Origin of the sequence: Klebsiella sp. FDAARGOS_511 (genome assembly GCF_003812845.1) — a bacterium.
Classification (GTDB): domain Bacteria; phylum Pseudomonadota; class Gammaproteobacteria; order Enterobacterales; family Enterobacteriaceae; genus Klebsiella; species Klebsiella grimontii.
In genome coordinates this window covers 584,024-602,551 of record NZ_CP033824.1, presented here as the reverse complement: position 1 = coordinate 602,551, position 18,528 = coordinate 584,024, and the positions used below count along the sequence as shown (strand labels likewise).

The window sequence follows — 18,528 nt, the reverse complement described above, 5'->3', positions numbered from 1 at the left end:
TAAAGAGAGGGAATTGACCCCGCATCCGTATTCGAATGCGGGATCGCCGCGCGACTGAGCGCGGAGAGTGCGTTAGTAACGAGAAGGAACGCCTTCAGGACGCGTTTTAAAGCGGCGATGCATCCACATATACTGTTCCGGCGCCATCAATATGCACTTCTCTACCACTTTGTTCATCCAGACGGCGGTAGTCTCCGCATCGTCCAGCGGCGGATCGCACTCCGGCGGCAGGATAATCAGCTCATAGCCTTTACCGTTGGGTTTACGGCGCGGCACGAACGGCACAACGCAGGCTTTAGACATCTTTGCCAGCATCCAGGTGCCCGAGGTCGTCGCGGCCTGGTCAACGGCGAAAAACGGTACAAATACGCTGGCGGAGGGGCCATAGTCATGGTCCGGCGCGTACCAGATCACTTCGCCCTTTTTCAGCGCGCGGATCATGCCTTTGAGATCCTTACGATCGATCATGTCTTTGTTGGAGCGCAAGCGTCCCCAGGTCTGCAGCCAATCGATAACCGGGTTATCGTTTGGGCGATAGACGCCAATGCCAGGCTCATTGATACCGAACATGCGCGCGCCCATCTCCAGCGTCAGGAAATGAATGCCAATCAGCAAAATGCCGCGCTTTTGCGTCTGTACGTCCCGGATATGCTCGACGCCAATCGAGTCAGTCCAGCGCGCGATACGCTTTGTTGGCCAGAACCAGGCCATGCCGGTTTCCATCAACCCCATGCCGACGGATTCAAAGTTTGCCACCACCATCCGGTGACGCTCTTGCTCACTCTTATCGGGAAAACAGAGTTCCAGATTACGATAAGCTATTTTTGCCCGTCTCTTCATCAGCCGTCTTGCTAGGTGGCCAAGACCGGTTCCTAACCGATATATCACCGGATAGGGAAGCTGTACAACTAACCAGAGCAGACCGATTCCGAACCAAAGCAACCAATAACGCGGGTGCAGCAACGCTGCGGAAAATTTAGGTAAATGGCTCATCTCATACCTGTTCAATTAAGCAACGTGTTCTATTATCGCATTTTTTTATGCTTCAGCCAAAATACCGGCTGTTGATGGCATTTAATGTTAATGCGAGCAAATTTGGGTGAGAAAAATGTAGCGCAAAATGTGGGGATGTAAATTAAGCCTGTTTGCTATATGATGCCCGCCGTTTATTTTACTCATTGACTATGCCGAGCAGGTACACCATGCCAGTGTTACATAACCGCATTTCAAATGAGACGTTAAAGGCGCAAATGTTGGCTGAGACCGAGCCGCGCACGACGATCTCGTTTTATAAATATTTCACTATTATCGACCCAAAAGCCACGCGCGATGCGCTGTGGATTGCGTTGACTAAGCTGAATGTCTTTGGCCGAATTTATCTGGCTCACGAAGGTATTAACGCGCAAATTAGCGTTCCGCAGAGCCGGGTCGATGCGCTGCGCGAATTTTTATACGCTTTCGATCCCGCCCTGAATGGTCTGCGCCTGAATATCGCTCTTGATGATGACGGTAAATCCTTCTGGGTTCTGCGTCTCAAGGTACGCGATCGGATCGTCGCGGATGGGATTGATGATCCGACGTTTGATGCATCGGACGTGGGTGATTATTTAAAGGCTGCGGAGGTCAACGCGATGCTGGACGACCCGGATGCGGTCTTTATTGATATGCGTAACCATTACGAATATGAGGTCGGCCATTTCGAGAACGCGCTGGAGATCCCGGCGGATACGTTTCGCGACCAGCTGCCGAAGGCCGTTGAGATGATGCAGGAACATAAAGATAAAAATATTGTCATGTACTGTACCGGCGGTATCCGTTGCGAAAAAGCCAGCGCGTGGATGAAACATAATGGATTCACTAAAGTCTCGCATATTGAGGGCGGGATTATCGAGTACGCGCGACGCGCGCGCGAACAGGGGCTGCCGGTTCGCTTTGTCGGTAAGAACTTTGTATTCGATGAGCGTATGGGAGAGCGTATCTCAGATGATGTTATCGCCCATTGCCATCAGTGCGGCGCGCCCTGCGATAGCCATACCAACTGCCTGAACGATGGTTGCCACCTGCTGTTTATTCAGTGTCCTTCCTGTGCGGAGAAATTTGCCGGTTGCTGTAGCGAAGTCTGCATGGAAGAGCATAAGCTGCCGGAAGAGGAGCAGAGAAAACTGCGCGCCGGCCGCGAGAATGGCAATAAGATCTTTAATAAATCTCGCGGTCGTCTGAATACGAAGCTGGGCATCCCGGATCCTGTGCCTTCAGAAAAACCATAGCCAGATAAGATCGATAAACGCCAGCAGAAGCCACAGCGCCAGATAAATCATAAAATGTTCACGGACGTTGTTAACCAGTAATTCGAACAGGCGACGCATCATCTCTCTCATTATTCACGGCCTCAAGTGAGGCCGTTTCTTTAGCGTGGTTGTCTGGTCATACGGCGGGCGATTATTTCTTAAACCGCGCCAGTGAAAACGCAGATAGATCAAACCCAAAGGGTTCGTCAAGCGCGAACCGTGTGGCCAGTTCGCCTAAAACCGGTGCAAATTTAAAGCCGTGACCGCTCAGGCCGGTAATCAGCAGCGTATCCGGCTGGCCGGGTAGTGTATCAATAATAAAGTCTTCGTCCGCTGTGTTATCATAGGTGCAGGATGCGCCGTGCAGACAGCCGCCAATACCGGGCAATATGTTACGCAGGAAGCTGAAAGACTCGGCGCCGTCCGTGGCTACCGCACCGAACGGTTTGCGCTCTTCCGGCGTGGAAATGAGCTGCCCGCCGTTGTGCTTACCGATTTTCAATTCATTATCTTCGGCGGGAAAACCGTAAAACTGATCGCCATTCGGTAACTCACCGGTAAACGCCGGGAAGTTATTTTTGCTGCTGTAGCGGCCATCAGCCTGAAACCAGGCAAAAATCTTCCGTATCGGCTGGACCGGAAGTTCTGGCAACAGGCGTGTGACCCAGGTTCCGGCGCTGATCAGGAGTTTTTTACCGCTGTACTCGCCATCCAGCGTCTCGACGGTAACGCCGTCCGGCTGGTGGTGAATGGCTGACACCGGACAGTTGAACAGCTGGGCGGCGCCCGCTTCGCGCGCCAGACGGATCCAGGTTTCAACGGCCAGCTCGCTGCGCAGTATGCCGGATGCGGGTTCAAATATCGCCCGATAATCATCAGGTACACGAATTTCCGGCCAGCGAGTCATTACCGTCTGCGCATCCATCTCTTCAATATTCAGCCGGAACTCGTGCGCGCTGCTGGCAACATTGCGCAGAAAGTCGGAATCGGCAGGCCCGAGGTTAATCACCCCGGTACGTTCAAAGACGGCTTCACCGCTGGCGGCGGCAAACTCATCCCACAGCTGTTGCGCGCGCAGTACCAGGGGAACATATCTTTTGCCTTCACCGTAGGCGTGACGAATCAGGCGAGTGCTGCCATGATGGCTGCCTTCCTGATGCGGCGGCTGATGAGCATCGATCATCAGCACGTTAAGCCCTGCCTGCCGCGCATAAAAGCCTGCGGCAGCGCCGACCGAGCCGCTACCGATAATGATAAGATCGTATTGCATGGTGGGTTCCAGGTTATTGCTTTGTTAGCAGGGTAAATAACAACCTGCTGTTATACAAGCCCGAAAATAATTCAGGCACCCGGAGGTGCCTGTTAGGTGAATATTCAGACATTAGCGCTAAATATTAATGCCTTCGATACTCATTTTCCTGGTATTCGCCAGATTCAATCTTCGCAATACCTGCTTCCAGAATAGAAATAAACTGACGTGCGACGTCCGTCGTTAGCCATAGCGTCTGGCCAATTTCTGCGTCTTTACTACTTTCTTGAGCGGGGTTTTGGTAGTGCAGGCGCAACATCAGCGCATCGTAACTATCAACGGTGCTGATGTCCCATCCGACGAGGGGATGGGTCTGGATGACTTCATTATTCTTTTCCATCATAACCCCTTATTCATATGTTAAAAGACAACAGTTCTCGAGGTTTAATGCATGTTTTTTGAAGCAAGTTAATTATATCAGTAGTCAAGCATAAACTCGAGAAATTAAATGAAATAGAGATACATACGCGCGAATATGCTGCTTTTTTAGGCAGAAAAGGGTGGGTTATTTGTTATTTTTGAAGGTGCTAAGTAAAAGCAATAGGGGAAAATCTGAGTGTGAAAAAATAAAAAAGCCGGGGCGACCCGGCAAAAAAAGCACAATGAGGGAGCAAATTTAATTGACTAGTCGCGGACAAACCAGTCGTCAGCGCTTTCCCAGGTTTCTTGCAGGATTTCGCTAATCCGGTCTTTGTCTTCTTTCAGGCCGCCGATAACCGACAGATTGTTATTAGCCGCGTATCGAACCGTTACCTGGCTTGATGTAGAGGGAAACTGCTGTTCAATACGACGAGAGAGTTCATTGTTCAGCGCATCTAAGGCGCCGTTGGGTAAGGCTGTTGATTTGGCGATAGAGACTTCAATACGCATAATTGCCCCCTGGATAGTGTACTGTTTATTTATACAGTCTTTGGTGAGCATTTTCAACAGGGGGCGTACTATTTATTTTTTCATCGTCCAGCGCACGGTTTCCCCGGCAAGGAACGGCACCAGCGCGTCGCCGGGCAGGGCGATACTCTCGACCACCTGGCTCTCTTCGCGCACCAGCTCAACATAGCCCTCATTGACCGGCAGGCCATAGAAGCGTGGGCCGTTGAGCGAGCAGAAGGCTTCAAAGTGCTGTAGAGCATTCATCTCCTCAAACACCGTTGCGTAGCTGCCCAGCGCGGTCGGCGCGTTAAAACAGCCTGCGCATCCGCAGCTGGCTTCCTTACGATGACGGGCATGGGGTGCGGAATCGGTGCCGAGGAAAGCGCGGTCAAAACCACTGGCCACCAGTTCGCGCAGCGCCTGCTGGTGAATATTGCGTTTCAGTATCGGCAAACAGTAAAGGTGGGGCCGCACGCCGCCAACCAGCATATGATTGCGGTTGAACATCAGGTGCTGCGGGGTGATGGTGGCTGCCAGCAAATCGTTACCGTCGCGCACGTATTCGGCGGCATCTTTGGTTGTGATGTGTTCGAAGACTACCTTCAGACCGGGCAGGCGCTGGCGCAGCGGCTCCATGACCGTTTCGATAAATCGCGCTTCCCGGTCAAAAATATCGATATCAGGATGAGTGACTTCACCATGAACCAGTAGGGGCATACCCAGTTTTTCCATGCGCTCAAGCACCGGCATGATGGCATCCGTGCTGGTGACGCCGTGGCTCGAGTTGGTTGTGGCATTGGCCGGGTAGAGTTTGGCAGCGGTGAATACGCCTTCGTTAAATCCGCGCTCCAGCTCCGCCGGGTCGAGCGTATCCGTCAGATAGCAGGTCATCAGCGGCGTAAAATCATGACCCGCAGGGATCGCATCAATGATACGCTGGCGATAGGCGAGGGCGGCTTCGACGGTAGTGACTGGCGGTACCAGGTTCGGCATCACGATCGCCCGGCCATAAAATTCACTGGTAAAAGGCACGACGGTTTTTAACATATCGTCATCGCGCAGATGGATATGCCAGTCGTCAGGGCGGCGGATTTTCAATACCTGGGATTGTGCTGTCATGGAAGGCTCCGGCTAATAGGTTCAGTCATCAGGGCTGTTTTTGCCGGGCACTAAGGATAAGCGTAAACGTTTTCCTTTGCATCAACTTCCGTAAAAAATCGGGCGCTTCAGCGCCCGAGATATTAGTTTGTGAATGGGATAATAATCTCGCCGGGCTTCACCTCAATACCTTTAGCATACTTTTTCGCCAGCGCCTCACCGGTGCTGGCATCTTCGCGCAGGACGTAGGCAGGCTGCTGATTGAAGTAGCTACGCAGGGACTGATTCAGGTAAGGGATCAGCGTCTGTACCACAGACTGGAGTTTTTCCGGCTGAACTTTGGCATCGACCACCTCCATCTCCTGCAGGAAAATGGCTCCCTTTTCTTTATTAAACGCCGGCAGCGCTTTGAGCTTCAGATCGATGGTCGCTTTCTGGTTCCCGAAGAGTGAATTCAGATCTAAATTAGCCACGCCGCTTAACGTCACTTTGTTCGGTTCTTCACGGCCAATAGCGCTGGTAAGATTTTGCAGTTCAATATGGGCATCCGCTACGCCTGGCAGGCCAATATCCTTAGCGAAGTGGTTACGTTTCTGCAGCGCCTGATTGATTTCCTGCTCGCTCACGGAATACTGCGTGAGCTGGTTACAGGCGCTGAGCAGGCCGCTAACGATAAGCACGGCCGCGATAAACATCTTTTTCATTGGATTCCTTAATGTCATGCCATGGGTTCATCCTGACACAAAGCAGCATGGCTCGCCAGCGCAGGAGGTGCTAGCGGAAAAGACTGAAAAAGAGGCGTATGGCAGCGAAGGGCAAACCCATCCACTGCCTTGAGGTTAAATAGCCATTGAGGAAAGCAGGTTGATCTGCGTCTGTTTGGCCATGTTGTCACGATAGGCGGCCACACGGCTCGGCCAGTTCACGCCGGCAACTAGCGTCAGATTTCTCAGTAGAGGGAAGAGATGAATATCATCTTCAGAGAGTTCACCGTTAACGGCGTTAGGCTGGACGATCGATTTATCCAGCGCCCGCAGATCATCGCTGATGTTCTTGACCAGACCGGGGGAATGGGCGAGATGGTCGGCAAAGCTGCCGATAGCCGCCTCTTTCTTTTTCACGAAATAAGCACGCGCCTCTGGCGTTGCGAATTCATCAAAAGCGGATTTAGCAAAGCGAGGGATTAACAAGCGGTTAGCGTAGTCGTTGACCTTCCTGAGCCAGGTTTCAATCGCCGGATTACGCGCGCCGGTAAGCAGCGGTTTTCCGTCCAGCTTATCGACGTAGTGCACGATATCCATACTTTCCGGCATGTAACGGCTATCGTCTTTTTGCAGGATTGGCGCCATCTTCTGGCCGATCATTCGGGTTGGGGTTACTTCATCATCGTTCAGGAGCGCGATCAGTTCGACAGGGATATTTTTCAGGCCGAAAATCATGCGGGCTTTAAGGCAGAACGGGCAGTGATCGTAGATATATAACTTCACGTTTCTCCTCCATAGTGGCTGAACATCCTCAATTCAGTATGGAGGAGAAACGAAGGCCCGGCAAATCAGGTACGCGGCTCCAGCATTCCGGAGGCCGAACGTTTCGGGCTGAACTGCCACCACAGAGCGATAAACGTCGCGAGGCCGATAACGCCCAGCATCAGCCATGGCAGCTCCGGCTGACCTGCGGCCTTCCCGGCGTCGAACAGCCATCCGCCGCCTGCGTAACCGAAAGCGCCGCCGAAGGCTAATCCTAAACGGCTAAAGCCCATATAGCTGCCGCGCGCTCTGGCATCAGCCAGCGAAGCGCCCAGCGTCTCGCGCGCGGGTTCAGCGATAATTGAACCCATATAAAATACGCAGATCAGCGTAAACAGCTGCTGTAGATTGCTGCTCAGGCCAATCGGCATCATCGCGAGGGTCATGATCAGCAGGCCGGCCATCAGGCGATGCTCGAGGCGGAAACGCTTTTCGCTCCAGCGGGCAATCGGGTACAGCAGCGTCAGCGAAATGGTCGCTTCAATGGCGTACATCCATTTTACCGCCGCTGGAGAACCCGCAATATCGTTAACCATGATCGGCAGCATTAGCATCACCTGCACCGCCAGCATGTAATATCCGGTAAGCGTCAATACGTAGGTGACAAAGCGTTTGTCGCGCAGCACGCGTCCCAGCCCTTCACGAACCGGCGTTTTGACCGTCGACAGCTTCCAGGCCGGGAGATACCAGGCGTTGAATGCCGCGCAGGCGATAAACAGGGCCGCCCCGGCGCTGCACACCAGACGAAAATCATATTGCAGCAGCCAGCTTCCCAGCAGCGCGCCGATCACCGCCCCTGCGCTATCCTGCATCATCAGGATAGAAAAGAAACGTCCGCGCTGGTGCGGGCGTACCAGCTTGACCACCAGCGCCGCCCGCGGGGGATCGAACAGCGTGCCGCCGAGACCTGAGAGAATGCAGGAGAGCCACAGCACCCAGGGTTCATGGGCGACGGCCATTGCCGCGAAACCGGCCGCGCGCATCAGCATACCAGTGACGATCATCGGTTTGGCGCCAAAACGGTCGGCAATGGCGCCGCCAAATATCCCTAAACCTTGCTGCACCAGCTGACGCAGGCCGAGCGCAATCCCGACCATCAGCGCAGCCCACCCCATCTGGTCGACAAAGCGAATGGAGATAAGCGGGAATACGACGAAAAAGCCGAGTACGACCAGCATGTTATCAACTAACAGGAAATATTTACCCAGGCTCCTTGCCTGCGATACGCGGGACATTTCCCCTCCCGGGAAAAATAAGGATAAGCGTTGATATTCTGCGGGGATAACGGCTATTTTCCCAGCTAACTTGCGACAATATTTTTTTATCAAAATGCAAGAACGATAGAGCCTATTCATCGAAAAGCAGAGGTGGTGCAGAAAATGGTATGTTGCTGTTTTCACTCAACCGCGCAGGACAGGTATAGTAAAGTCAGCAAGTATTTCGTCTGGGGAACAGGAGAGGGGAATGTTTGGCTATCGCAGTAACGTACCGAAGGTGCGTTTGACGACGGACCGGCTGGTGGTACGGCTGGTGCACGATCGTGACGCCTGGCGTCTGGCCGATTATTACGCGGAAAATAAAGGGTTCTTAAAACCCTGGGAGCCGGTGCGCGACGACAGCCACTGTTATCCTTCCGGCTGGCAGGCGCGTTTATCGATGATTTCTGAGTTCCATAAGCAGGGCTCGGCGTTCTATTTTGCCCTGCTTGACCCGGAGGAAAAAGAGATCATCGGCGTGGCGAATTTTTCGAACGTGGTGCGCGGTTCGTTTCATGCCTGCTACCTCGGCTACTCCATCGGTGAGAAATGGCAGGGGCAAGGGCTAATGTATGAAGCGCTGACCTCGGCGATTCGCTATATGCAGCGCACGCAGCATATCCATCGCATAATGGCAAACTACATGCCGCATAATCAGCGCAGCGGCGATTTGCTGGCGCGTCTGGGCTTTGAAAAAGAGGGTTACGCCAAAGATTACCTGCTTATTGATGGGCAGTGGCGCGATCACGTACTGACGGCGTTGACGACACCGGACTGGACCCCGGGTCGCTAAGGAGACATCATGAAATATCAGTTAACCTTGCATGAAGCGCGGGTCATTGGCTGCCTGCTGGAAAAGCAGGTCACCACGCCGGAGCAGTACCCTCTATCGGTCAACGCGGTGGTCACCGCCTGTAACCAAAAAACGAACCGTGAACCGGTGATGTCGCTCAGCGAAAGCGATGTCCAGGATCTGCTCGATACCTTAGTGAAGCGCCATTATTTGCGAACGGTCAGCGGTTTCGGCAATCGGGTGACCAAATATGAGCAGCGTTTCTGCAACTCTGAATTTGGCGATCTGAAATTATCCCCGGCGGAAGTCGCTATTATTACCACCTTGCTGCTGCGCGGGGCGCAGACGCCTGGTGAACTTCGCGGTCGCGCGCAGCGGATGCATGAATTCAGCGATATGGCGGAGGTTGAAAGCGTCCTCGAAAATCTGGCGACGCGGGAAGATGGCCCCTATGTCGCGCGTCTGCCGCGGGAGCCCGGCAAGCGTGAAAGCCGCTATATGCATCTGTTTTGCGATGATATGGATTCACTGATTACCGTCGTTGAGGCCGTGTCGCCCGCTGGCGACGATCTGCAGATGCGCGTAGAGGCGCTGGAAGCGGAAGTCGCCGAGCTGAAAGCGCGACTGGATTCACTGCTGGCTCACTTGGGAGATTAAGCATGTCGGCAAAACTACGTATAGGAGTGGTTGGCCTGGGCGGTATTGCGCAAAAGGCGTGGCTACCGGTGCTGGGGGCCGCCGATGGCTGGACGCTACAGGCAGCGTGGTCGCCTGGCAAAGAGAAAGCGCAGCGTATCTGCGAAACCTGGCGGATCCCCTATGCGGATTCTCTGGAACAGCTGGCGGCTCAGTGTGACGCCGTGTTCGTGCATACTTCCACGGCTTCACATTATGAAGTGGTTTGTCGGTTGCTCAATGCCGGCGTTCATGTCTGCGTTGATAAACCGCTTGCGGATAAGCTTAGCGATGCGGAGACACTGGTTGAGCTGGCCGCCCGCCGTCATCTCACGCTCATGGTCGGGTTTAATCGCCGTTTTGCTCCGCTCTATCGCGAGCTGAAGGCGCAGCTCGGAAACGCAGCGTCGCTGCGGATGGACAAACATCGCAGCGACAGCGTCGGCCACGATCTGCGCTTCACGCTGCTGGATGACTATCTGCACGTGGTTGATACGGCCTTATGGCTGGCGGGCGATAAGGCGCGTTTAAGCGGCGGAGCGCTGCATACCACGGCTCAAGGCGAGATGCTGTATGCCGAGCATCATTTCACGTCCGGGATGATACAGATCACAACCAGTATGCACCGCCGCGCCGGAAGCCAGCGGGAGTGGGTTCAGGCGGTAACCGACGGCGGATTATATGAAGTCCGCGATATGCGGGAGTGGCAGGAGGAGCGGGGACGCGGAGTGATACAGCGCCCAATTCCCGGCTGGCAGACAACACTTGAGCAGCGAGGCTTCACCGGCTGCGCGCGGCATTTTATCGAATGCGTGCAAAATCAGACGGTTCCTGAAACGTCCGGGGAGCAGGCGCTGCTGGCTCAGCGGGTGGTGGATAAGCTCTGGCGCGAAGCGATGAGCGAATAATCCGTTGTAACAACTGGCAGTAGTAATTCAGTATGAACCCGGTAGACTATCGCCACTTTCCCGCGCCCGCATTTGCGGGCGTTTTACTCCAGGGTTGTGGAATAACACGTTAATGAATCTTTTAAAATCACTGGCGGCCGTCAGTTCGATGACCATGTTTTCGCGCGTGCTGGGCTTTGCGCGCGATGCGATTGTCGCACGTATTTTTGGCGCGGGGATGGCCACCGACGCCTTCTTCGTTGCTTTCAAACTCCCGAACCTTTTACGACGTATTTTTGCTGAGGGCGCATTTTCTCAGGCTTTTGTGCCGATTCTTGCGGAATATAAAAGCAAACAGGGCGAGGATGCGACCCGCGTTTTCGTCGCCTATGTATCGGGATTGCTGACGCTGGTTCTGGCGCTGGTCACCGTCGCCGGTATGCTGGCGGCGCCGTGGGTGATTACCGTCACCGCGCCGGGGTTTGCCGATACGCCCGAAAAGTTCGCCCTGACCACTCAGCTCTTGCGCATCACTTTTCCCTATATTCTGCTGATCTCCCTGGCGTCACTGGTTGGCGCTATCCTGAATACCTGGAACCGCTTTTCGGTTCCCGCTTTTGCCCCAACCTTCCTTAATGTCAGCATGATTGGCTTTGCGCTGTTTGCGGCCCCCTATTTTAATCCGCCGATGCTGGCAATGGCGTGGGCGGTAACGGTTGGCGGTATTTTGCAGCTTGCCTGGCAGCTGCCGCATCTGAAAAAAATCGGCATGCTGGTGCTGCCGCGGGTCAACCTTAAAGATGCTGGCGCGGTGCGGGTGGTGAAACAGATGGGGCCGGCGATCCTCGGCGTCTCAGTCAGCCAGATATCACTGATTATTAACACGATCTTTGCCTCATTCCTCGTATCCGGCTCCGTGTCGTGGATGTACTACGCCGATCGTCTGATGGAGTTTCCGTCCGGCGTGCTGGGCGTGGCGCTGGGGACCATTCTGCTGCCGTCGCTGTCAAAAAGCTTCGCCAGCGGCAATCACGATGAATACTGCCGTTTGATGGACTGGGGATTGCGCCTGTGCTTCCTGCTTGCGCTACCGAGCGCGGTGGCGTTAGGGATCCTGGCCAAGCCGCTGACGGTCGCGCTATTCCAGTACGGGAAATTTACCGCTTTTGATGCCGCGATGACCCAGCGTGCGCTGGTGGCGTATTCTGTCGGGCTGATGGGGCTTATTGTGGTGAAAGTGCTGGCTCCCGGATTCTATTCGCGCCAGGACATTAAAACGCCGGTGAAAATTGCTATCGTCACGCTGCTCATGACGCAGGTGATGAACCTCGCCTTTATTGGCCCCCTGAAGCATGCTGGCCTGTCGTTGTCGATTGGCCTGGCGGCCTGTCTTAACGCCGCGCTGCTCTACTGGCAGCTGCGGAAACAGAAAATTTTTACGCCTCAGCCGGGTTGGTTCCTGTTTCTGCTGCGCCTGGTTATTGCGGTGATTATCATGTCAGCGGCGCTGCTGGGCGTGATGTACCTGATGCCAGAGTGGTCGCAGGGGACGATGCCGTTCCGTCTGCTGCGTTTAATGGTGGTCGTAATCGCGGGCGTTATCGCCTATTTCGCGACGCTGCTGCTGCTGGGATTTCGCGTGAAAGAGTTTGCTCGCCGTACGGCCTGAACTGACTGAACGCAGTAAAAGCCGCTCTGCAGTTTCTGCAGAGCGGCTTTTTTTATCTGAGGGTTCGCTGCGCGGATACGACCCTGGCGCTTTCCAGTAGGCGGATCCCAAGGGCAATTGCGCCGGTAATGACGGCCAGCGTCACCACACCGCTCCAGCCGGCCATCACATACAGTTTGCTTCCCAGTACTGAACCCAGCGACATGCCAATAAAGACGCCGGTGAACAGCAGCGCATTGAGTCGACCGCGCGCCTGAGGTTCCAGACCGTACACCAGATTCTGGTGAGCCACGAGGCTGGATTGCAGTCCAAGGTCGAAACCGACGGCCGAAATGGCAATCAGGATCAGCTGGCCATGCGGCGGTAGTGCAGGCAGCAGAAACATCAGGGCAAACGAAACGGTAACCAGCGCGGCCCCCATTTGCGTAACTTTTTCCGCGCCGAACTTATCGGCCAGGCCACCGGCCAGCGGCGCGGCGAGCGCCCCGGCGGCACCTGCGATACCAAAACCGCCGGCTACCGCGCTGCCCATCTGGTAGTGCGCCAGTAGCATGACCGCGAGCGTTGACCAGAAGGCGCTGAAGGCGATAGAGAGGAATCCCTGAGCGAATGCGGCGCGACGCAGGGCCGGATAGCGTTTCCACAGATGGGCCATCGATTTCATCAGCTGCGGATAGCACAGGGTTGAGTGAATCTCAAAGCGCGGCAGGACGCGCCACATCACCAGCCCAATCAGCGCGATGCTGACCGCCGCCGCCTGATACATCACCCTCCAGCCGAAGAGGGCGCCCACCAGTCCGCTGACGGTACGCGACAGCAGGATCCCCAGCAGCAGTCCGGTCATCACCGTCCCTACCATTTTCCCTTGCTTACCCGCGGGAGCCAGAATCGCGGCTGCCGGTACAATATCCTGGGCCATGGTCGCGGCCATACCGATAAGCAGGCTGACAATCAGCAGGGAGGTCAGCTGACCGGTGAGGCTGCAAAGCAGCAGAAGGACGGCCAGCGCGGCGCTTTTCATCAGGATCAATTTCCTGCGGTCGTGACGGTCACCAAGCGGGAGAAGAAACAGTATGCCCAGTGCGTAGCCGGCCTGGGTCAAAGTCGGAACCAGGCCCATACCCTCAACGCTCAAATGCAGGTTAGCTCCCATCAGGGGTAACAGTGGTTGCGCGTAATAGATTGAGGCGACGCTGAAGCCCGCGCCCAGCGCAAGGATGAAAATAACCCACCCGGCGGCGCGGGAGGTGAGTGGAACTGGTGTCATGATGGATTCCTCTTAGAAGCGATGGCGCTATTTTTCCCCTAATCGCGCTGGCGCGGTAGATAGCCCGGTGGTAAAACGGTTATACGTTAAACGTATAGGCAAAATAAAAATGAAGAAGCAAGAGCGTATAGATCGGATCGAACTGATGCGTACGTTTATTCGTATTGTCGAGGCCGGTTCTCTCTCCGCTGCGGCGGCACAGATGAATACGACCCAGGCGACGGTAAGCAGACGGCTTCAGTCACTGGAGGCGCTGCTTGGCGCAAAGCTGATTCTGCGTACCACCCACGCGATGAAGCTGACCGATGATGGTGAACGCTGCTATCAGCACGCCCGACAGGTCGTCGATGCCTGGCTGGCACTCGAGGACGACCTGCGGATTACCGATGATCGGCCCGTGGGAATATTACGAGTGCGGGCGCCGCATGCGTTCGGTCAGCAGCAGCTGCTGGGGCCGCTGGTGGATTTTTTGCAGCGCTATCCCCAATTGTCGGTGGAATGGATGTTGAACGATAAGACGGTTGATTTCCTGAGCGATGGTATCGACTGCGCGATTCGCGTGGGAGCGGAGGTGGATCCGGCTACGGTATCGGTATTGCTGGCCGAGGTTCCGCGTAGCGTAGTCGCTTCGCCGGCGCTGCTGGCGAACTCGCCGCCGTTAAACGCGCCGCAGGAGATGTCAATGCTACCGTGGATAGCCATCAGCACGTTCTATCAGCATGAGGTGACGCTGCGGTCTCAGACGGATGAGCAAATCGTCACCTTCGGTATCGCGCCGTGCCTGAGTACCGATAGCGTGCATGTTGCTCGTAATACCGCGCTGGCGGGGCTAGGCGCGGCGATCGTGTCGAGCTGGGCGGTCGTGGAAGATATCGCCGCCGGGCGGCTGGTAGAGCTGTTCCCGCAGTGGCAAGCATCGCCGCTGCCGGTACACCTCGTCTATCCCTGGGCGCGCTACTATCCGACGCGGTTGCGTAAGTTTCTCGATCTGATGCGCGAGGTTATGCCTCAGGTGGCGGGGATGCAGCGGCCGGAAGGGGAATAAAAAAGACCGGCCACCAGGGCCGGTCTTGTAGAGGTTACTCTACGGACTGCGGACGGGTAGGTCCGGCTGTGGCTTTATGCGTGGCGCTATGGCCGCCAGCAGAGCCTTTACCGTCAAAATCAAAGTTCGGGCGAACCCAATCGCTTTGACGCGGCGCTTCAGGCACGTAGTCCGGTGCAGGCGCACGCGTCATCGGCGCCGTCGCGTGACGATTGGCGACCTTAACTACCGGCGCGGCGTCGACTGCTGGCTTAGTCTCAACCACCGGCTCCGCTACTGGCGCTGGCGCAGAAACGACAGGCGCTTCTTCAACAACCTCAGGCGTTTCTTCAACAACCTCAGGCGCTTCTTCGGCTACAACTGGTTCAGACACAGGGGCCGTTGCTTCCGGCTCGACGGCGTCTTTCGCATCAACTTCGACGGCTTCTGCGACAACGTCTTCAACTACGGCTTCATCGGCTTTCGCAATCAGCTGCGGCTGTTCATCAACCGGGGTGGCGATAACTTCCGGATGGGTAGTTTCAACGACCGAAACTTCCGGTTCGTTAATCACCGCCACAGGTTCGGAGATGGCTGCGCTATCTTCGGCTGCTGCCGGCGCAATCACTTCAGAAACAACCGGCTCGGCGGCAGCCGCTGGCGTGATGATCGGCTCAGCCGCAGCGACGGAGAACTCCTGAACCGGAGCGTCTTCCTGCTGCTGGTCCTGCGGGCGAACCACCGGATAGCGGATCCACACTTTACCAGACGCCATTTCCGGTGATGCGCAGGCAACGGTCAGCGGCATCGGGGATTGTGTCGGATAACGCTCATCACGGTAACGACGACGGCGCTGGCCGCTTACGCGCAGGTGACGAGGCGAGCGGCGCGAACGGCGCGGCATGCCGTTAGATTCGCGAGCTTCACCGTTGTCGTCATGTTCCGCAGCTGTCTCAACAACCGCCGGCAGATCGACTTTTGCCAGTTCAGTACGTGGAGCAGCGGTTTCCGGTTGGACGACAGGCGCTTCTGTTACCTGCGCTGCGGCTACCGGCTCGACAACCTGCTCAACGGCAGCAGATTCGAAACGAACCTTCTGCGCCAGCTGGCGCGGTTTACGACGCGGCATAGTCTGCACGCGTTCTTCCTGCTCGCTATCCTGTACGATTGGCTCTTCGCGGGTTTGCGTTTTGGCTTCCTGCTGAACCTGACGTTTATCATCGTTACGACGACGATTACGTTCGCGACGCGGCTGCTGCTCGTCGCGAGCTTTGCCTTTTTCGCTATCTTCTACCGTGGTCTGGCGAATATCGCGCGGCTCGGCGTTCTGCTGCTTCTCACGACGGTTACGGCGGTTTTCTTCGCGAGATTCCCGGCCTTCGCTATTCTCGGCACGATTATCGCGGCTATCGCGATTATCCCGGTTGTCACGACGGTCATTGCGATCGCGGCGGTTGTTAGAACGCGGTTTACGACGCTCCTGCTGACGTTCGGATTTCTCTTCCGCTTTTTTCTCAACCTGAACTTCTGCCGGTTTAGTCTCTTCCGCACCGGAGAACATATTTTTCAGCGCGCTGAAGAAGCGGGCAACCAGACCCGGCTGGGCCGGTTTTGCGGCCTTCGGTGCGGATGCGGCAGGCGTAACGGTAGCCGCTGCCCTGGCCGGCTCTTCCTGTGCCGGAGCCGGAGGGGCTTCTGGCATGACAAAAGCGGCCAGCGCTGGTTGTTCCGGGAGTTTACGCTCAGCCGGCTCTTCATCAGAAGGCATGGCCATCTCTTCTTCGTGCAGTTTCGGCAGCAGATAGCTCAGCGTGGAGGTTTCTTCGCCTTTACGCACGCGCAGAACGGAGTAGTGCGGCGTTTCCATCTGGTCGTTTGGCACGATAATGACGCGCACATCGGCCTGACGGGTTTCAATCGCGCTTACCGCAGCACGTTTTTCGTTCAGCAGGTAAGAAGCAATCGGCACCGGCACGATAGCGTGAACTTCTTTGGTGTTCTCTTTCAGCGCTTCTTCTTCGATCAAACGCAGAATGGAAAGCGACAGCGATTCGTTATCGCGCACGGTACCCGTTCCGCTACAGCGCGGGCAGACGTGATGGCTGGACTCGCCGAGCGATGGGCTGAGGCGCTGGCGCGACATCTCCAGCAGTCCAAAGCGTGAAATATGGCTGATCTGGATCCGCGCTCGGTCCTGACGGACAGCTTCGCGCAGGCGGTTTTCCACCGCACGTTGATGGCGAACCGGGGTCATATCAATGAAGTCGATAACGATCAGGCCGCCAAGGTCGCGCAGACGCAGCTGACGAGCGATTTCATCTGCCGCTTCAAGGTTGGTGTTAAACGCTGTTTCTTCGATGTCGCCGCCGCGGGTGGCGCGTGCGGAGTTGATATCAATAGCGGTCAGCGCTTCGGTACTGTCGATAACGATAGAACCACCGGAAGGCAGACGCACTTCACGCTGGAAAGCGGATTCAATCTGCGATTCGATCTGATAGTGGCTGAACAGCGGGATTTCCCCAGTGTACAGTTTAATTTTGCTGCTGAAATCCGGACGACCCAGCGCCGCGATGTGCTGGCGAGCCAGCTCAAGCACTTTCGGGTTATCAATCAGAATTTCGCCGATATCCTGGCGCAGATAGTCGCGGAAAGCGCGCACAATCACGTTGCTTTCCTGATGGATCAGGAATGGAGCTGGGCGATTTTCTGCGGCTTTATGGATGGCTTCCCAGTGCTTCAGGCGGAAGCTTAAGTCCCACTGCAGCGCTTCGGCGGACTTGCCGACGCCTGCGGTGCGAACGATAAGTCCCATGCCGTCCGGTAGCTCAAGGCTGGCCAGCGCTTCTTTAAGTTCGGTGCGATCGTCACCCTCAATGCGGCGTGAAATACCGCCAGCGCGTGGGTTATTTGGCATCAGCACCAGATAGCTGCCCGCCAGGCTAATAAAGGTCGTCAACGCGGCGCCTTTATTGCCACGCTCTTCTTTATCAATCTGGACAATAACTTCCTGACCTTCACGCAGCACGTCCTTGATGTTCGGACGACCATGAGAATTGTAGTTGGCAGGGAAGTATTCGCGGGCGATTTCTTTAAGAGGGAGGAAACCATGACGCTCGGCACCATAATCAACAAACGCGGCTTCGAGGCTAGGTTCTATACGAGTGATTTTGCCTTTGTAGATGTTCGCTTTTTTCTGTTCGTGCCCGGGGCTTTCGATATCCAGGTCGTACAGGCGCTGCCCATCAACAAGGGCGACGCGCAACTCTTCCTGCTGAGTTGCGTTGATTAACATTCTTTTCATCGTAACTTACTCATTATTCTTACATTGACGACTAAGCTACGGGCAGAGTAACGCCTTACCGGGGGAAACCGATGGCCTCGTGTCTGTTTCACGTCGCCAACCTCACGGTTGTCGCGCGCTTAAGAGGCGCAGAGTGTCGGTCGCCTGTATTTCAAACGGAAACACAGCGCAATTATCAGGGGAACTGCCTGGGATGTATCACCAGAGAAGATTCCATTTATACCCATCGTTTTTCACGTAGCCGGCGTGGCGGCTTAACCTGCTCATCTTAATCATTGGATCCAGATGAGCGCCGGGATATCCCAGTGTGAACGCCTTCCTGCGACGTGAAATCCATAGAGCCTGTACCGGTAAGGACTGCAACCCGCAGCCCGCTAACTGTCTGAAAGATCAATACGTCTTACGCCATTGCTGCGTTGATGATCGGTCAGACAAAATTGGTCATTCCGCTAATTTCTTGTTCTAACAAGTTTCAGCACGGAATACTGCATCATTATTCCATTGCTAAGCTTGTTATAGCAAGTTGACTTTCACCTTTTATCACCCGGTTACTCACAGTTTTTTC

General features: G+C 55.3%; 17 protein-coding genes. 6 read left to right on the top strand and 11 right to left on the bottom strand.

Annotated elements, in window-relative coordinates; all coding sequences use genetic code 11:
- Positions 1 to 72: 72 nt before the first annotated feature.
- Positions 73 to 993: a Kdo(2)-lipid IV(A) acyltransferase gene (locus tag EGY08_RS04075; RefSeq protein ID WP_112166314.1), complete on the bottom strand. Its 921-nt coding sequence runs from the start codon at positions 991 to 993 to the stop codon at positions 73 to 75.
- Between the two features lie 209 nt (positions 994 to 1,202).
- Here EGY08_RS04075 and EGY08_RS04070 point away from each other — a divergent pair, with 209 nt between their 5' ends.
- Positions 1,203 to 2,267 carry a rhodanese-related sulfurtransferase gene (locus EGY08_RS04070; protein ID WP_123828258.1) on the top strand — a complete coding sequence of 355 codons (1,065 nt, stop codon included), beginning with the start codon at positions 1,203 to 1,205 and terminating at the stop codon, positions 2,265 to 2,267.
- Here the strand turns inward: EGY08_RS04070 and EGY08_RS04065 are convergent.
- From EGY08_RS04065 to mdtH, 8 genes are all read right to left on the bottom strand, one after another.
- Positions 2,253 to 2,366 carry a YceO family protein gene (locus EGY08_RS04065; RefSeq protein ID WP_004101037.1) on the bottom strand — a complete coding sequence of 38 codons (114 nt, stop codon included), beginning with the start codon at positions 2,364 to 2,366 and terminating at the stop codon, positions 2,253 to 2,255. The genes EGY08_RS04070 and EGY08_RS04065 overlap by 15 nt on opposite strands.
- Positions 2,367 to 2,439: 73 nt before the next feature.
- Complete coding sequence (gene solA / locus EGY08_RS04060) at positions 2,440 to 3,558, bottom strand: N-methyl-L-tryptophan oxidase (RefSeq protein ID WP_004131356.1); 1,119 nt, start codon at positions 3,556 to 3,558, stop codon at positions 2,440 to 2,442.
- A gap of 124 nt (positions 3,559 to 3,682) precedes the next feature.
- A complete protein-coding gene (gene bssS, locus EGY08_RS04055; RefSeq protein ID WP_004131358.1) occupies positions 3,683 to 3,937 on the bottom strand; it encodes a biofilm formation regulator BssS in 255 nt (84 codons plus the stop codon).
- A 284-nt stretch (positions 3,938 to 4,221) separates the two neighbouring features.
- A complete protein-coding gene (dinI, locus tag EGY08_RS04050) occupies positions 4,222 to 4,467 on the bottom strand; it encodes a DNA damage-inducible protein I (RefSeq protein WP_004101040.1) in 246 nt (81 codons plus the stop codon).
- A gap of 72 nt (positions 4,468 to 4,539) precedes the next feature.
- On the bottom strand, positions 4,540 to 5,586 hold the full coding sequence (gene pyrC, locus EGY08_RS04045; protein ID WP_049112582.1) for a dihydroorotase: 1,047 nt from the start codon (positions 5,584 to 5,586) through the stop codon (positions 4,540 to 4,542).
- 122 nt (positions 5,587 to 5,708) lie between these two features.
- Positions 5,709 to 6,269, bottom strand: a complete 561-nt coding sequence (locus EGY08_RS04040) for a lipoprotein (protein WP_004131365.1) — start codon at positions 6,267 to 6,269, stop codon at positions 5,709 to 5,711.
- 135 nt (positions 6,270 to 6,404) lie between these two features.
- A complete protein-coding gene (grxB, locus tag EGY08_RS04035) occupies positions 6,405 to 7,052 on the bottom strand; it encodes a glutaredoxin 2 (protein ID WP_049112584.1) in 648 nt (215 codons plus the stop codon).
- A 65-nt stretch (positions 7,053 to 7,117) separates the two neighbouring features.
- On the bottom strand, positions 7,118 to 8,326 hold the full coding sequence (mdtH, locus tag EGY08_RS04030; RefSeq protein ID WP_049112586.1) for a multidrug efflux MFS transporter MdtH: 1,209 nt from the start codon (positions 8,324 to 8,326) through the stop codon (positions 7,118 to 7,120).
- 229 nt (positions 8,327 to 8,555) lie between these two features.
- Here mdtH and rimJ point away from each other — a divergent pair, with 229 nt between their 5' ends.
- The 4 genes from rimJ (at position 8,556) to murJ (ending at position 12,371) form a co-directional block, all read left to right on the top strand.
- Positions 8,556 to 9,140 carry a ribosomal protein S5-alanine N-acetyltransferase gene (gene rimJ / locus EGY08_RS04025; protein WP_004131378.1) on the top strand — a complete coding sequence of 195 codons (585 nt, stop codon included), beginning with the start codon at positions 8,556 to 8,558 and terminating at the stop codon, positions 9,138 to 9,140.
- A 9-nt stretch (positions 9,141 to 9,149) separates the two neighbouring features.
- Positions 9,150 to 9,797: a YceH family protein gene (locus EGY08_RS04020; protein WP_004131380.1), complete on the top strand. Its 648-nt coding sequence runs from the start codon at positions 9,150 to 9,152 to the stop codon at positions 9,795 to 9,797.
- A 2-nt stretch (positions 9,798 to 9,799) separates the two neighbouring features.
- On the top strand, positions 9,800 to 10,723 hold the full coding sequence (locus EGY08_RS04015; protein WP_004131382.1) for a Gfo/Idh/MocA family protein: 924 nt from the start codon (positions 9,800 to 9,802) through the stop codon (positions 10,721 to 10,723).
- 112 nt (positions 10,724 to 10,835) lie between these two features.
- Positions 10,836 to 12,371 (top strand): murein biosynthesis integral membrane protein MurJ, encoded by a 1,536-nt coding sequence (gene murJ, locus EGY08_RS04010; protein WP_004131383.1) that lies wholly within the window; start codon positions 10,836 to 10,838, stop codon positions 12,369 to 12,371.
- 52 nt (positions 12,372 to 12,423) lie between these two features.
- Here the strand turns inward: murJ and EGY08_RS04005 are convergent, their stop codons facing one another.
- A complete protein-coding gene (locus EGY08_RS04005) occupies positions 12,424 to 13,638 on the bottom strand; it encodes an MFS transporter (protein ID WP_123828257.1) in 1,215 nt (404 codons plus the stop codon).
- A 109-nt stretch (positions 13,639 to 13,747) separates the two neighbouring features.
- Here EGY08_RS04005 and EGY08_RS04000 point away from each other — a divergent pair, with 109 nt between their 5' ends.
- Positions 13,748 to 14,683, top strand: a complete 936-nt coding sequence (locus EGY08_RS04000) for a LysR family transcriptional regulator (protein ID WP_123828256.1) — start codon at positions 13,748 to 13,750, stop codon at positions 14,681 to 14,683.
- A 34-nt stretch (positions 14,684 to 14,717) separates the two neighbouring features.
- On the opposite strand, the gene rne is transcribed toward EGY08_RS04000, so the two are convergent.
- Positions 14,718 to 17,963 carry a ribonuclease E gene (rne, locus tag EGY08_RS03995; RefSeq protein WP_123828255.1) on the bottom strand — a complete coding sequence of 1,082 codons (3,246 nt, stop codon included), beginning with the start codon at positions 17,961 to 17,963 and terminating at the stop codon, positions 14,718 to 14,720.
- Between the last annotated feature and the right edge of the window lie 565 nt (positions 17,964 to 18,528).